Origin of the sequence: Heyndrickxia sp. NPDC080065 (assembly GCF_050281185.1) — a bacterium.
In the GTDB taxonomy this organism is placed as follows: Bacteria; Bacillota; Bacilli; order Bacillales; family Bacillaceae_C; genus Heyndrickxia.
Genome location: NZ_JBNNWS010000015.1, coordinates 126,216 through 140,839 on the forward strand (window position 1 = coordinate 126,216; position 14,624 = coordinate 140,839).

Here is a 14,624-nt window from a genome sequence, read left to right on the forward strand (position 1 = left end):
ATACACTCGTCCCTTATTATAGGGACGGGTGTTTTTTATTTTCAGGTATTGTTAGACCATTTAATTGTTACAAATCAGTTTCCAATACTACGCAACAATTTGCTGCATAGCATGCCCAACAAGTATTAATGTCAACAATAGACAATAACAATTCCGTATTTTAAAAGGAGGATAAAAATGATGGAAGTTGAAAATCAAAAAGAAAGTAGCTCAATGCGGGAAAAACGGATCTCGAAATATTGGGAGGAACAGAATATTTTTCAACAATCGATAATGAACAGGGAAAATAAAAAATCCTTTGTATTTTATGAAGGACCACCGACAGCCAATGGTCTCCCACATGTTGGTCATGCATTAGGCAGGACATTAAAAGATATTATTGCCCGTTATCAAACAATGATTGGTAAGCAAGTGATCAGAAAAGCTGGATGGGATACTCATGGATTACCTGTTGAATTAGGAGTTGAAAAAGCACTGGGGATTTCAGGAAAACAAGCAATTGAAGAATATGGTGTTGAAGCATTTATTGAAAAATGTAAGGAAAGTGTCTTTTTCTATGAAAAACAGTGGAGAGAATTTACAAGAGATTTAGGATATTGGGTAGATATGGATAATCCATACTTGACGATGAGCAATGATTATATTGAATCTGTTTGGCATATACTTGGTACAATTCATGAAAGAGGTTTGCTATACAGAGGCCACCGTGTATCGCCCTATTGCCCGAGCTGTCAAACATCATTGAGTTCTCACGAAGTTGCCCAAGGCTATAAAGATGTAAAAGATTTGAGTGCTACCGTTAAATTTAAATTAAAAGACAAAGAGAATGAATATTTGTTAGGATGGACTACCACACCTTGGACACTACCTGCAAATGTTGCTCTTGCTGTAAATGAAGATATTGATTATGTGAAAGTAAAGGTAGATAATGAAATCTATTTTGTCGCTTCTTCTAGATTAAATCATGTTGTTAAGCAATCTAAAACTATTTTGGAAACGATTAAAGGAAAAGAGCTTGTAGGGCTTTCATATGAAGCTCCATTCACGTTTGCGGAAGTGGAAAATGGTCACAGAGTGGTTCATGCCTCATTTGTTTCAGAAGATAGTGGTACGGGAATTGTCCATATTGCACCTGCATATGGGGAAGATGATTACCGACTAGTACAAGAAAATAATTTCACTTTTATTAATGTAGTTGATGAACAAGGTAGATATTTGGATGTGGTGAAACCACTAGCAGGACAGTTAGTTAAAGAGAGTGACGTTGCAATCGTAAAGCTTTTACATGAAAAGGGATTATTATTTCATAAGGAAAAATATGAACATTCATACCCGCACTGCTGGAGATGCGACACACCTCTGCTTTATTATGCAACCGAGAGCTGGTTCATCAAAACTACTGCATTAAAAGATGAATTTATTGCAAAAAATCAGGAAGTGAATTGGTATCCTGAACATATAAAAAATGGTCGATTCGGAAACTTTTTAGAAGGGTTAGTTGACTGGAATATAAGTCGTAATCGTTACTGGGGTACGCCTTTAAATGTTTGGGTATGTTCGTCTTGTAAACATGAATATTCACCCAAAAGTATGAATGATCTCATAATGCATGCAGATGATCCGTTAAATCAAACTGAGCTCCATAAACCGTATGTCGATTATGTGACCATTAGTTGTCCAAAATGCAATGGAAGGATGAATAGGACACCAGAAGTGGTGGATGTTTGGTTTGATAGTGGTGCAATGCCATTTGCACAGTATCATGTACCATTTGAAAATTATGAAATTTTTCAAACACAATTTCCTGCAGATGTAGTAATTGAAGCGATTGATCAGACTCGTGGCTGGTTTTATTCTCTTCTAGCCGTATCGATTCTATATAAAGGGGTCGCTCCATATAAAAATGTTTTGGTAACAGGACATGTTCTTGATGAGCATGGGCAAAAGATGTCAAAAAGTAAAGGCAATGCTTTAGATCCGGTGGAATTAATTAAACTTTACGGTGCAGATGCATTAAGATGGGCTCTTATCGAAGACAGTGCTCCATGGAATCAAAAGAACTTTTCAAAAAGAAATGTTCAAGAAGCAAAATCCAAACTAATCGATACACTTTCCAGCTTATTTCATTTTTACAGTCTTTATGCAAATATTGATTCATTTGATCCTAGTAAATACAAAAGTGAGAAATTATCAATTATGGATAAATGGATTCTTTCAAGATTAGCCACAACTACTGTTAATATGAAAAAAGAAATGGAAGATTTTCAAGTAACTAATGCTGCAAGGTATGCAGGACAATTAGTTGAAGAGATCAGCAATTGGTATATACGTAGAAACAGGGAGCGTTTTTGGAGTCAAGGTATGTCTGAAGATAAGATTGCTGCTTTTCAAACTTTCTACATTGTTTTAAAAGATACAGCAAGATTGCTTGCTCCATTTGTACCTTTTATTTCAGAGGATATATATCAATCATTAACAGGAAGAAGTGTTCATTTATCAAGCTATCCTGAAATAGAACAAAATTATTTTGATCATAGACTTGAGGAGCAAATGCAAGCAGTGAGGGAAATCGTAGAACTAGGCAGAAATATCCGTCATTCCCATCAATTAAAAACAAAACAACCTTTAGCTAAATTAGTAGTCGCTTCTAATTTTGAATATCAAAATGAACTTGTCCAATATGAAAACATCATAAAAGACGAACTGAATATCAAGGTACTGGAGTGGGCTGATTTTTCAAATGATTGGATAGAATACAAGTTGAAGTTAAACTTTAAGTCTGCTGGCCCAAAACTAGGAAAAAGGGTAAATGAAGCGAATCAGCGATTGATACATGCTTCAACTGAAGAAATCAATCATTTTCTGAATGAAGGGTCTCTATCTTTGTTAATTGATAATGAACGTATCGTACTAGATAATGATGATGTGCAAGTGCAAAAGAAAACGAACTTAAATGGTTTTACTGAGGCATCTAATCGTAATTTCACCGTATGGTTAGATACGAATATAACTGAAGATTTAGAACGTGAAGGCATGGTAAGAGATTTTATTCGAATGATTCAAGATTTTCGTAAGAAGAGTAATTTCCCAGTAGAGAAGAGAATCACAATTCAAATATCTGGATCCACAAAATTCAAGCACTTAATAAAAGAATATGAAAATTTGGTCCAAAGCAGTATTGTATTAAATACTATTATTTATACAGAAGGTGATCAAATGGAAAAAATGATGATTGGTGATGAGGAAATTATGATCAGTATCATATAAACCGGAAAAGTGGGAGAATTTCTCCCACTTATTTTGTTGAGAGGCACTTTTTGTAAAGTTCGTTGATTTTGCATCAAGTAAATATCGATTAGGATTTTACAAACTTGTCGAAAACAGCCTTTTGAAAAACGTTTTGTTATAATGAAGAAAATGTATATATAATGGATCGGGAGTGTCATCATGAATCAAAAAACGATTGGAATATTAGCGCATGTTGATGCGGGAAAAACGACATTTGCTGAACAGCTTTTATATCATACAAAAAGCATTAAACAAAGAGGCAGGGTTGATCATAAAGATGCTTTCCTCGATAGCCATGATATAGAAAAGGCAAGAGGAATAACAGTATTTGCTGATCAAGCCCAATTTTCCTATAATGGATCAAATTATTACCTTATAGATACCCCTGGCCATGTCGACTTTTCATCAGAAATGGAACGATCCATTCAAGTGATGGACTATGCCATTGTGATCATCAGTGCGGTTGAAGGAGTAGAGGGGCATACAGAAACCGTTTGGCACCTACTTAGAAAGCACCAAGTTCCAACATTCTTTTTCATCAATAAAACAGACCGAGTCGGTGCGAATATTGATAGAGTGATAGAGGAAATCCGAACACAATTAACAAAGAATGTCTTTCAAATAGATGACTCATTTGAAGATGGAGTTATGAATGAAGACTTGATTGAATTTATTGCTGAACAAAATGAAGCACTGCTAGAAAAATATATGGACGATAGCTATGATAAAGTACTTTGGCTGAGCGCTATGGAGAAATTAATTGCAGAAAACAGTATTTTCCCAGTAGCAAGTGGTTCAGCTTTACAGGATATAGGTATTCATTCCTTTATTGAGAAGTTTGACAAATTAACCTTTTCCGAATGGAAACAAGAAGGGTTATTTGGAGGACGGGTTTATAAAATAAGACATGATGATAAAGGTACAAAGATTACTTTTATAAAAGCATTAAATGGATCTCTAAACGTACGTGATGAAATCAACTATGGTGAAGATGAAAATAAGGTAATTGAAAAAGTAACACAAATTAGAAAATACAACGGAAAAAAGTTTGAAATTGTAGATCGAGTTTTTGCGGGTGAACTGTTTGCAGTGACGGGATTATCCAATATTTCTGCGGGTGATGGAATCGGTACGATTCAGGAAAAAGCTAAATATGGAATGCAAGCAACTCTGAAATCTAAAGTAATCTTTGACACTTCTTTGAATAAAAGAGAGGTTTTAAAGTGCTTTCAAATATTAGATGAAGAAGATCCCTCCTTAATGGTTACATGGGATGAAATCTTACAAGAAATTCATCTCCATGTAATGGGAGCGATCCAGCTTGAAGTATTAGAACAGTTGGTACAAGAGCGTTTTAATATTAAAGTTTCCTTTGGAAAACCGGAGATACTATACAAAGAAACAATTAAAACAGAAGTATATGGATATGGTCATTTTGAACCATTAAAACATTTTGCTGAAGTTCATCTCAAATTAGAGCCTTCTGAAAGATCGGGAGGTGTTTCATTCGAGAATATATGTCATTCCGATGATTTAAACACAAGTTATCAAAATCTCGTGAAACATTATTTATTTGAGAAGGATCACCGAGGGATTCTAACAGGCTCTCCACTAACTAATATAAAAGTAACTTTATTAACAGGACGAGCTCATATTAAGCATACAAGTGGAGGCGATTTTAGAGAGGCCACCTTGAGAGCATTAAGACAGGGATTAGAAAAAGCGGAAAACATCTTATTTGAACCGTTTTATGATTTCAAAATAAAAGTAGATATAGACCAAATGGGGCGGGTATTATCAGACATACAAGCTGCTTATGGAAGTTTTAATACACCCGAAACGAGTGGAAATAAAGCCATTATTACTGGTAAAGTACCTGTCGCAACATTTATGTCCTATAGCACAGTTCTTGCATCCTTCACTCAAGGAAAAGGGATCATTAATTTGGTATTTGGTGGATATCACCGCTGTCATAATGAAGATGAGGTAATTGAGAGAATTGCTTACAATAAAAATGCTGATCCGGAGTATACATCATCTTCAATATTTTGCTCAAAAGGACAAGGATATACAGTCCCATGGGATGAGGCGGATAGTATGATGCATTGTTTGAAGTAATTTTTTTTGAAATTTGAATGCTAAAAAATAAACTAGGTGTATAATAGCTAAGGAGTTACATGATCTTAATATTTAATAATCGATGAAAGGACGTCTCATAATGAACATTACCGGACATTCAATTGAAAAACTCGAGGATCCAACAGGAATTTTAGCTGGGGATCGTTATGAATATATATTAAACATTGAAGTACCTGAAGATGATGAATTATTTTCTGATAAAGGATTATATTTAAAGATTATTTATGTAATCGATGAAATGGGACCTCGAATTGCACAATATCAAATTTTTGAAAATATAACGAATCGTTATATTGATTTTGGTTTGGAAGAAGATGAAGTAGAATTGGTAAGTAATTATTGTAAACAGCATATCGATTCCGTATAAAAAGCAGGTAAACCCTGCTTTTTTATTTTTTATGTCTAGCGTAAGCAGCAGGTCCCTCGAAGTAAAAAAAAGTAACCATAGAAATCAAAGAGCGGACTTCAATGGTTGGCAAACATTTAATTCCGAGGCTTATCAAGGCGATTCTGCTTTTCTAATGACTCCTCAATGACTGATCCAATGGATTCAAATTTTATTTTCCATGGACTAATTGGAGAAGTTCGTATTAATTGTAAAGAAAGCTGAGTATTTACAGGTCCAATTTCTTTTAAATGCATTTTAACTTCTACAGGAACAGTTGTTACTAATGAATATGGATCTGCATCTATTACCGGGTGTCTATTCCATTGTATTGTTTCAATTTGCTTAATCTTATTTACTTGACTCTTAATATTCATATCTTCACTAACAACAACTTTTTTTACTAAACCTTTATCTCCGTTCTTTATAAATACCATGATTGCATCTGCCAGTTGAGGAGGAGATGCACTAACTAAATATTCATCGATCTTTCCTGCTGCTTTAAAAATCATGAGTTGATGGGATAAATCCGATCTTTCTGTACGATGTGTCATACTACCAATGAAATGGATACAAAAATGACCCGGAAAGCCATTCTGAAGGGCACCTGCTCCATGTGGCATACCATGCATAGAAGCAGCGATTAGTCTATTATTAGATAAAATTAATATTGCTCTACGGCGCCAGCTCCAATGTCCCTCATAAATATTCTTCATGATTTTTGTGTCTTTTCTTGTCAACGGCTGGACATCTGCATGATGTTTTCCTGCTCTTCTTTGTACTTCAAAGCTTTTTCCAGTTTCTACATCAATCACAGTAAACTTTGCTAGTCTAGGAAGGAATTTGTTCACTTCTTCCCAATGCAACATTTCTATTTGAAAATTTATTTGATTCGTACTGGAATCTTTTTTAGATGCAAATGTATGTTTGATTCCTAAGAATGAAATTAAAATGAAAATAAGGAAAGTAATTTGAGCTTTTTTCATTGAATTGCATCATCTCCGAATACTTTTTGCTTAATATTTATTTTTTACAAATTATTTTGGAGCATAACTTTTAAATTATGGAAAAGATTGAGATAAGATGCATTTATAAATTGAAAGAGAGAGATGTAAGAAAATCCCTCTCTTTGTTCAAATGTAAGAAAGTATAAAATTTACTAAGGATAATAGGCATGAAAAGTGTCCGCTGTGTCTAGCTTCAGCGCCTATCGGCGTACGGATTTCTCCGTCTTCTCCCTACGATAAGTCAACATCGACTCGTTCCTCGCCGTGTCTCCTTTATCTCAGTCGAAAACTATGAAATCCGTACGCCGATGACAAAGGCGCTTGTGCTTTTCTTAATGTTTTGAATTAGATTGTACTAATTAACAAGCCAATTTACTTACTAATAAACATTTGAGACCAGTGATATCCAGTTTGTTCAACACCTACACCGATATGGGTAAAGCTTTTATTCAGTATATTTTCGCGGTGTCCTTGACTATTCATCCAAGAATTGACAACCTCTTGTGCTGTTCTTTGTCCCATGGCTATATTTTCACCTGCGGATTTGTACGACACCCCAAAATCCCTCATCATATCAAATGGAGAGCCATAAGTTGGACTTGTATGTGAGAAATAATGGTTTTGTTGCATATCAGCCGATTTTTTTTGAGCGACTCCACTTAATTTCGTATCAACTTTTAAGGCAGGGAGACCATTTTTTGCTCTTTCATTATTGGTTAAATTAATGACTTGTTGAGCTACCTGACTAATATTACCGGTTGGTTGATTATTAGTAGGTTGATTTTTAGCCGGTTGATTAGTTGTCGTATTTTTCCTTGGCTGCCCTTGAGGTTGTGCAGGTACATTAAATTGTTGTGCTCCACCCGGTATTTGCTGTTGAACAAATGGCTGAGTAAATTGTGGAGCACCCGCTTGCTGTTGAATAGCCTGGCTAGGATCAATTGTTCTAAATTTATATTTTGCAGACTGTGTCAAGATCGCTTCTGTATGTGGGTACTGGCCACTTGACATTGATGTTCGATCAGCAGATATATTCAGGTTATTATTTACCTTATGCCGGTTATCTACGCCTACATTATATCTATCTGTTAGTGGTCCGGTCTGATCTAAATTATCATATCGGACATTTAAGGCTCTATTATTATTGATATTTCTGTTTGTTGTTTTCGTTCCAAACTGATCACGATTCAAAGATTGATTCGCTTGGGTGCAACCTACAAGGCCAAATATCAAAATTGATGATATTAAGATGCCTTTTTTATTTGTTATCAAATTTAAAAACCTCCTTTAACATGTATTTTCTTTCCTACTTATTTTTTAATTTATGTTGCAAAATATTAATGGAAATTACCGTGATAATTGGATGGAATTATTCGTTACATGAAATTGATTAGTTTGGAGATAATAAATTAAGATTTCTATGAAGATTCTTACTCCTTAAAAGAGGTAATCAATAATAATATTATGTAAATAAAAAATAAGAAAAGAATTCTATGTCCGCTTTTTTAACACTCGGGTTAAGCAGACCAACGATAAAAAGAGTAGATGATCGTTAAATAGAGGGCATAACCTCCCAATGAGTAGATGTGCTTCCATGAATCATTATGAACAAAAAATCCTAATGTTTCTGCAAATTTTTCAGCAACAGTCATCAAGAGACTTAAGATAAAAATAAAACCTGTCATTTTTACCCCATGTATTTTTTTGCAAACAAATAAAAAAAAGATAATAAACAAAGGGAGTCCAATTAAAGTAAAAAGAATATTTATTGAAAAGATCTCAGGCATTAGTCTTTTTGGAAATGAGTATAATCCTTTTCCAATAAAAAAAAGATCGAGATAGGTTCCAAGCAATGTTCCAAGCAGCAGTGGTGGGATTAGATTTTTATTCCAAAAGGGAAATTGCTTTTTTCGCAATTGAAGCGAGCTCGATTCTTTCAAGTGTTTTGCAGTATTCATATTCAATCTCTCCATCTACTTTTTCTTCTGAATCTATTAAATAATAAATGACTTGCCAGTCTTTAAACCAATCGGTATTTTCAGGATTCGGATGCTCTCTATTTTTCCATGCAAATTCTAATTTTGGGCTAAAAAATCGTGGAGAACCAGAGTTCAATTGGCATGATTTAAACCTTGGCTTAAAAAGTCTTCCCGGAATTCCTTCAGCTACATCATTAAAAATATGGGGCCAATAATCTTTTCTAGATCCGGTATGAGGAGTCGTGATTGCCCATCTTTTTGTCATTTCTAATTGATTACGTTCACTAAACAAAATGGCATACAATCGTTTTCCTAAAAGAATACGTTTATGTAAGCTCTCAAAATGATTGAGTGTTTGACCTGCCAGCATTAACCTTCCGTCCTTTATATAAGGGAAGAGAATGTGATTCATGGACAGGAAATCCTGCAGCTTGAATTCGAGTGTACTGAATACATTCTTTTTAAAGATGGGATTTTTTATCACTCTTAATTCTAAATAGCTTTGCTCATTGATGATTAAAGCAATAGTAAGTTTATATGGATCCTGATCTTCCCAAAATTGACTCCATAGTGATTCCATAAAAGTTGATACATGTAAATGAGGTAATAAATAAAATAGGTTTTGACCTCTTTTTAAGCTTTCTTCGTAAATTAAAAATTGTGGGTAAGCGTCTTGAAAAATCAGCCAATTTCCCCGTTCTAAAAAGGTGAAAAAAGAAGAAGCCTCTTTTTTCGTTAGAAGCTTTGAGAGGAGTTCTCCTTTCAAATCAGTCATATTCCATCCGCCATTACGTGATACCATATGTCCTAAAAAAGCCCAATGAATTTCCGGATGACGTATATAAAAATCTAGATATGCTTTTGTTCTTGTCACATTATTTTTATTAAGTCTGCTCGTTTGCTCTCTAATTTTTTGTATTAGAATTTCTTCCTTTGGGAAGATTTTTACCATTTGAAATTTATTGTTTTTCTTTTTTAACTCTTTCTTTATTTTCTTAATAGGTTCAGAGAGGGGGATTTTTTTCTGTTTTTTGATCTTATACAAGATGAAAGTAACCTCCTCTTTAATAACTAAAGCTGATGAGGATTTTGTTTTAGGAGATAGTTAAAAATGGATATATGACATTTTATTAATGAAAATTGAAATTCATGATGAATATTGAATGATAAGAAAATAAGTTGATTGGTTTATGCTGTATCATGCTGGATATTATAGGTGATTTCATTACTGCATAGATGCTATACTTTAAAAAGACATTCATGTAATTGAACCTTCGGAAGGATACTTTATTTGTATGATAGGAGGATTATATATGGGTAAAAAAGATAAAATTGGTAAGATAAAAGATCAGGCCGAAATTCTCTCATTCACAGCTAGAAAAAAATGGCTTTCTATACCAGAAGAGTTTCGAAAAAAAATTGAACATAATGTGTGGTGCTCTTCTTGTCGAGATGCTGTTCAGATAGAAAAATATGCTGTTAAAGAAACACGGGGTGGACTTCTTCTTCAAGGAATATGCAAAACATGTGGGAACGAAATCGTAAGAGTGGTTGATTAAAAATTTAATCGACTTTCGTTTAAAGGGGCAAATATGACAAATATCAGTGATATAGCGAAGAGAGCAGGTGTGTCTGTCACCACTGTTTCGAGGGTTCTTAACAATCATAAATATGTTTCAAGTGAGAAAAGATTAGCAGTACAAAAAGTGATTGAAGAAATGAATTATACACCAAACAAAAATGCAGTCGACTTGATTCGTGGAGAAACTAAAATGATTGGTGTAATTATTCCTTATAATAATAATCAAGCATTTGATCAAATGTTACATGGGATACTTAATAAATCAATTGAACGTGATTATTCAGTTACAGTACTTCCAACAAAATATAATAAAGAAAAAGAGATTTCTTACCTATCTATGTTGAAAAATAAATTTTTGGATGGAATCATTCTTACATCAAGAGCTAATGACTGGAATAAAATATTGCCTTTTACAAAATACGGATCAATTGTTTCATGTGAATATACCGATCACCCTGAAGTTGGGTGTGCTTTTATAGATAGATATTCTTCATTTATTGAAGCATTTCAATATCTTAAAAATAAAGGGCATACGAAAGTTGCTTTTACAACGGCAAGAGGTAAAGAAAGTACTAGCACTGTACAAATCCTAGCAGCATATAAAGAAATATTCGGAGATTTGCCAATCGAATACAATGTTTCAGAGTGCTATTCATTTGAAGACGGGTATAACGCCGGAATAAAACTACTAAATTTAGAAAAAAGACCGACAGCTGTTTATGCAAATGGGGACGAGGTCGCTTGTGGCATTTACCAATACGCCAAGACCATAAATTTAGAAATTCCAAAAGACGTATCGATACTTGGTCAAGAAAACCAGCCTATGGGAGTTGGAATGAATATATCAACCGTCGATCATCAATTAATCAAAGCGGGAGAATGTGCATGTGATCTCATAATTGATAAATCAAAACAAAAAATTAAAATTCCTTTTAGGATAATTGAACGTCAATCAACTTAAGTATTGACATGAAATCCATTTCATCTATTACTCTTGTTCTAACAGAATATGAAATGGGGGATGGACGAAGTGTACAATTCTTTTATATTTGATTTAGACGGTACAATTATTGATTCAGAGATAATTGGGCTAACCGCATTACAAGAAACATTAAAAGAGCAAGGTATTGAAAAAGATCTTGATCAGCTGCGTTTTTCATTGGGTATACCAGGATTAAAAACTCTTGAAATATTAAATATTGCCGATATCCCAACTACATTGGAATCTTGGCTTAATAAGGAAAAGCCTCTTTTAAAAAACGTTCCATTATTCGAGGATATTATTGAAGTGATCGCTCAACTGCCGAAAGCGGGAGTTGTGACATCAAAAACCGCTGAAGAAATGAATAGTAGTTTTTATTTATTAAACATAGATCATCATTTTCATACGATTGTTTGTGCAAGTGATACAGAAAGACATAAGCCGCATCCTGAACCATTAGAATTAGGGTTAAAATTATTAGACTGTAAACCTAATAGAGCTATATATATTGGTGATTCAATATATGACATGGAATGCGCAAAAGCTGCAGGAGTAGATTTTGGTTTAGCATTATGGGGAGCAAAAACAACTGATGGATTTGAAGATGCAAATTACATTTTTAAAACTCCTAACGAGATTTTAAATTTGATAAAGAAGTAAGAATTTTAAACTTATCATGAAATACAAAAAGCTAAAAGAGTGGTCATGCACCCTTTTAGCTTTTTGTAATTTTTGAAGGATTATTAATTTTATAATGAACAGGAACATCCACAATGAATTCTTCTTCTATATCTTTTCCTTTAGGTAATTTCTTTTTGACAATTTTTCCGTCAAATTCAAGAGTTTCACCTTGTTTAAGTTCGAACTTTTTTAAGGTTTTCGAGTGAGAGCACCAGGCATAATCCACTTCAATTGGTTTTTCTTGATGGATAACAATGTTTTCAAGTACAACTACTTCATCATTTTCTTCATTGAAATTATTCCAGCTTAATGCGAATTGTTTAACTACAGCTGTAAAATGGACTTTTTCAGTAGGTAAATCTAATTTTGGTGCTTTTTTTGTTGAAACTTTCTTTACTCTCGGCTCATTTTGATTGGAATCTGATTTCGTCTTTTCCGGTATAGAGTTTTCTATTTTTTCTTGATCGTGGGAGGGCGATGTTTCTTTTGAACTTGAAGAAACAAATGCCTTTCCGAAACTTGGTGATTGCATTTCCTTTAGGTAGGCAGGATGAATACAGCTTAAGTTCCCGTCTTGGAATTCAATAATTATGGTGTTGTATTCCTCAGTATTCCCGAACACTTCGTAGCCTTTGATATGGACTAACTGTTTTTGATTTGCGTCTTTGTACCAGAATTGTTTTTTTACTTCTTTGGTTGTTGATAGTCCCCATTCTCTTACTTTTGCTTCGTAGTGGGAATCATCAATAAAAGTTTCATAATCTCCCTCTGGTGGTATATAAGTTGTATCATTCGATTCTTCATTGTGTGGTAAAGTAATTGGCATACCTTCACTTCCTTTCTAGAATATTGTACACCATTCTCTTTCAATAGAGTATGGAGGAGAAGATTTACAGAAAATGTATTGTTGTTGCAAGAGTTATCATCCTAATTCTTGGGAAAGTGCACGTCCAGCTTGTCTTCCTGTGAACAGACAGCCGCCCACAAATGTTCCTTCCAGGGAGCGATAACCATGAATTCCTCCTCCGCCAAATCCTGAAACTTCTCCTGCGGAGTAAAGACCTTTAACCGGGTTTCCAGAAATATCAAGTACACGGCCTGATAAATCGGTTTGAAGTCCTCCAAGAGTTTTTCGACTAAGGATATTTAATCGAACGGCAATTAATGGTCCATTTTTTGGATCAAGAATTTTGTGAGGCGGTGCGACTCGTATGAGTTTGTCACCAAGATATTTCCTAGCTCCCCGCAAAGCGATAATCTGCAAATCTTTCGTAAATGGATTATCGATTTCTCGATCTCTCGCAAGAATTTGCCGCTCGATTTCACGGTAATTAAGTAAATTATTTCCAGCAAGCTTGTTCATCCCAGCCACTAGTTCTTGTAATGAATTGGCAATGACGAAATCTTCTCCATTGTCCATAAATGCCTTTACAGGAGCTGGGGCGCCTGGAATAATTCGTGACAATACTTTTCTAATATTTTTTTCGGTTAAATCAGGATTTTGTTCAGATCCTGAAAGGGCAAACTCTTTCTCAATTATTTTTTGAGTTAAAATAAACCATGAATAATCGTAGCCAGTAGCCTGAATGGCTTCAAGTGTGCCTAATGTATCGAATCCAGGAAAATTTGGTACAGGAAAACGCTTTCCGTTAGCATCGAACCACAGTGATGATGGACCAGGAAGGATGCGAATACCGTGCATTGGCCAAACCGGGTTCCAGTTTTTAATTCCTTCTGTATAATGCCACATACGATCTCTGTTTACTATTCTTCCTCCTGCTTTTTCAGTTATAGCAAGCATTCGCCCATCCACATGCTCTGGAACGCCTGAAATCATATTCTTTGGTGGTAAGCCAAGACGGGCTGGCCAATTCTGTCTAATAAGCTCATGATTTCCACCAATCCCCCCGCTCGTTACCATTACAGCTTCTGAATGAAACTCGAAGTTTCCAATCACTTCCCTAGAGCTTGCTTCTCCACGAGCAACTGAGCTAGGGATGAGAATGGCACCACGCACACCGACAACTGCACCATTATTAATGATTAATTCATCGACACGGTGGCGAGGGCGATAATCGACTAAACCGTTTTCCATCGCCATACGGACCCTCGTCTCAAAAGGTTTCACGATACCTGGTCCGGTTCCCCAAACGATATGAAAACGCGGGACTGAATTGCCATGACCTTCAGCAAGATATCCACCACGTTCTGCCCATCCGACCACGGGAAAGAATCGAACTCCTTGAGCATATAACCATTCTCGTTTTTCACCTGCAGCAAAGTCAACATAGGCTTGCGCCCATTTTTTGCCCCAATAATCTTCGTTATTTTCTCTATCATACCCTGCTGTTCCCAACCAGTCTTGCCAAGCAAGTTCACGAGAATCCTTAATGCCCATCCTTCGCTGCTCAGGTGAATCGACTAAAAATAATCCGCCGAATGACCACCATGCCTGGCCCCCAAGGGATGCTTCCGGCTCCTGATCTAAAAGCAATACTTTTTTTCCCGCATCGGCCAGCTCTGCAGTTGCTACTAAACCGGCAAGACCAGCACCAACTACTACCACATCAAATTTCAAAAT

At 35.1% G+C, this 14,624-nt stretch carries 12 protein-coding genes and 1 other annotated feature (1 of these 13 only partly in view); of the genes, 6 read left to right on the plus strand and 6 right to left on the minus strand.

The window, feature by feature from the left end:
• Positions 1-17, plus strand: a binding site (T-box leader); it begins 225 nt to the left of the window's first position.
• A 163-nt stretch (positions 18-180) separates the two neighbouring features.
• The 3 genes from ileS (at position 181) to ACQKP0_RS18520 (ending at position 5,794) form a co-directional block, all read left to right on the plus strand.
• A complete protein-coding gene (gene ileS / locus ACQKP0_RS18510; RefSeq protein WP_427407337.1) occupies positions 181-3,267 on the plus strand; it encodes an isoleucine--tRNA ligase in 3,087 nt (1,028 codons plus the stop codon).
• A 180-nt stretch (positions 3,268-3,447) separates the two neighbouring features.
• On the plus strand, positions 3,448-5,406 hold the full coding sequence (locus ACQKP0_RS18515; RefSeq protein WP_427407305.1) for a GTP-binding protein: 1,959 nt from the start codon (positions 3,448-3,450) through the stop codon (positions 5,404-5,406).
• Positions 5,407-5,506: 100 nt separating this feature from the next.
• On the plus strand, positions 5,507-5,794 hold the full coding sequence (locus ACQKP0_RS18520; protein WP_427407306.1) for a DUF6509 family protein: 288 nt from the start codon (positions 5,507-5,509) through the stop codon (positions 5,792-5,794).
• 116 nt (positions 5,795-5,910) lie between these two features.
• Here the strand turns inward: ACQKP0_RS18520 and ACQKP0_RS18525 are convergent, their stop codons facing one another.
• From ACQKP0_RS18525 to ACQKP0_RS18540, 4 genes are all read right to left on the minus strand, one after another.
• Positions 5,911-6,798: a hypothetical protein gene (locus tag ACQKP0_RS18525; RefSeq protein WP_427407307.1), complete on the minus strand. Its 888-nt coding sequence runs from the start codon at positions 6,796-6,798 to the stop codon at positions 5,911-5,913.
• A gap of 393 nt (positions 6,799-7,191) precedes the next feature.
• Positions 7,192-8,091 carry a CAP domain-containing protein gene (locus ACQKP0_RS18530; RefSeq protein WP_427407308.1) on the minus strand — a complete coding sequence of 300 codons (900 nt, stop codon included), beginning with the start codon at positions 8,089-8,091 and terminating at the stop codon, positions 7,192-7,194.
• Between the two features lie 245 nt (positions 8,092-8,336).
• Positions 8,337-8,777 (minus strand): CBO0543 family protein, encoded by a 441-nt coding sequence (locus tag ACQKP0_RS18535; protein ID WP_427407309.1) that lies wholly within the window; start codon positions 8,775-8,777, stop codon positions 8,337-8,339.
• Positions 8,704-9,846 (minus strand): DUF2515 domain-containing protein, encoded by a 1,143-nt coding sequence (locus ACQKP0_RS18540; RefSeq protein WP_427407338.1) that lies wholly within the window; start codon positions 9,844-9,846, stop codon positions 8,704-8,706. Before ACQKP0_RS18540 ends, ACQKP0_RS18535 begins: the two co-directional genes overlap by 74 nt.
• A 265-nt stretch (positions 9,847-10,111) precedes the next feature.
• On the opposite strand from ACQKP0_RS18540, the gene ACQKP0_RS18545 reads away from it, so the two are divergent.
• The 3 genes from ACQKP0_RS18545 (at position 10,112) to ACQKP0_RS18555 (ending at position 12,022) form a co-directional block, all read left to right on the plus strand.
• Positions 10,112-10,357, plus strand: a complete 246-nt coding sequence (locus ACQKP0_RS18545; protein WP_427407310.1) for a hypothetical protein — start codon at positions 10,112-10,114, stop codon at positions 10,355-10,357.
• Between the two features lie 33 nt (positions 10,358-10,390).
• Complete coding sequence (locus ACQKP0_RS18550; RefSeq protein WP_427407311.1) at positions 10,391-11,341, plus strand: LacI family DNA-binding transcriptional regulator; 951 nt, start codon at positions 10,391-10,393, stop codon at positions 11,339-11,341.
• Positions 11,342-11,410: 69 nt separating this feature from the next.
• On the plus strand, positions 11,411-12,022 hold the full coding sequence (locus ACQKP0_RS18555) for an HAD family hydrolase (protein ID WP_427407312.1): 612 nt from the start codon (positions 11,411-11,413) through the stop codon (positions 12,020-12,022).
• Positions 12,023-12,077: 55 nt separating this feature from the next.
• Here the strand turns inward: ACQKP0_RS18555 and ACQKP0_RS18560 are convergent, their stop codons facing one another.
• Both ACQKP0_RS18560 and ACQKP0_RS18565 read right to left on the minus strand, forming a co-directional pair.
• On the minus strand, positions 12,078-12,869 hold the full coding sequence (locus tag ACQKP0_RS18560; RefSeq protein ID WP_427407313.1) for a hypothetical protein: 792 nt from the start codon (positions 12,867-12,869) through the stop codon (positions 12,078-12,080).
• A gap of 96 nt (positions 12,870-12,965) precedes the next feature.
• On the minus strand, positions 12,966-14,621 hold the full coding sequence (locus tag ACQKP0_RS18565) for an FAD-binding dehydrogenase (RefSeq protein ID WP_427407314.1): 1,656 nt from the start codon (positions 14,619-14,621) through the stop codon (positions 12,966-12,968).
• Positions 14,622-14,624: the final 3 nt, after the last annotated feature.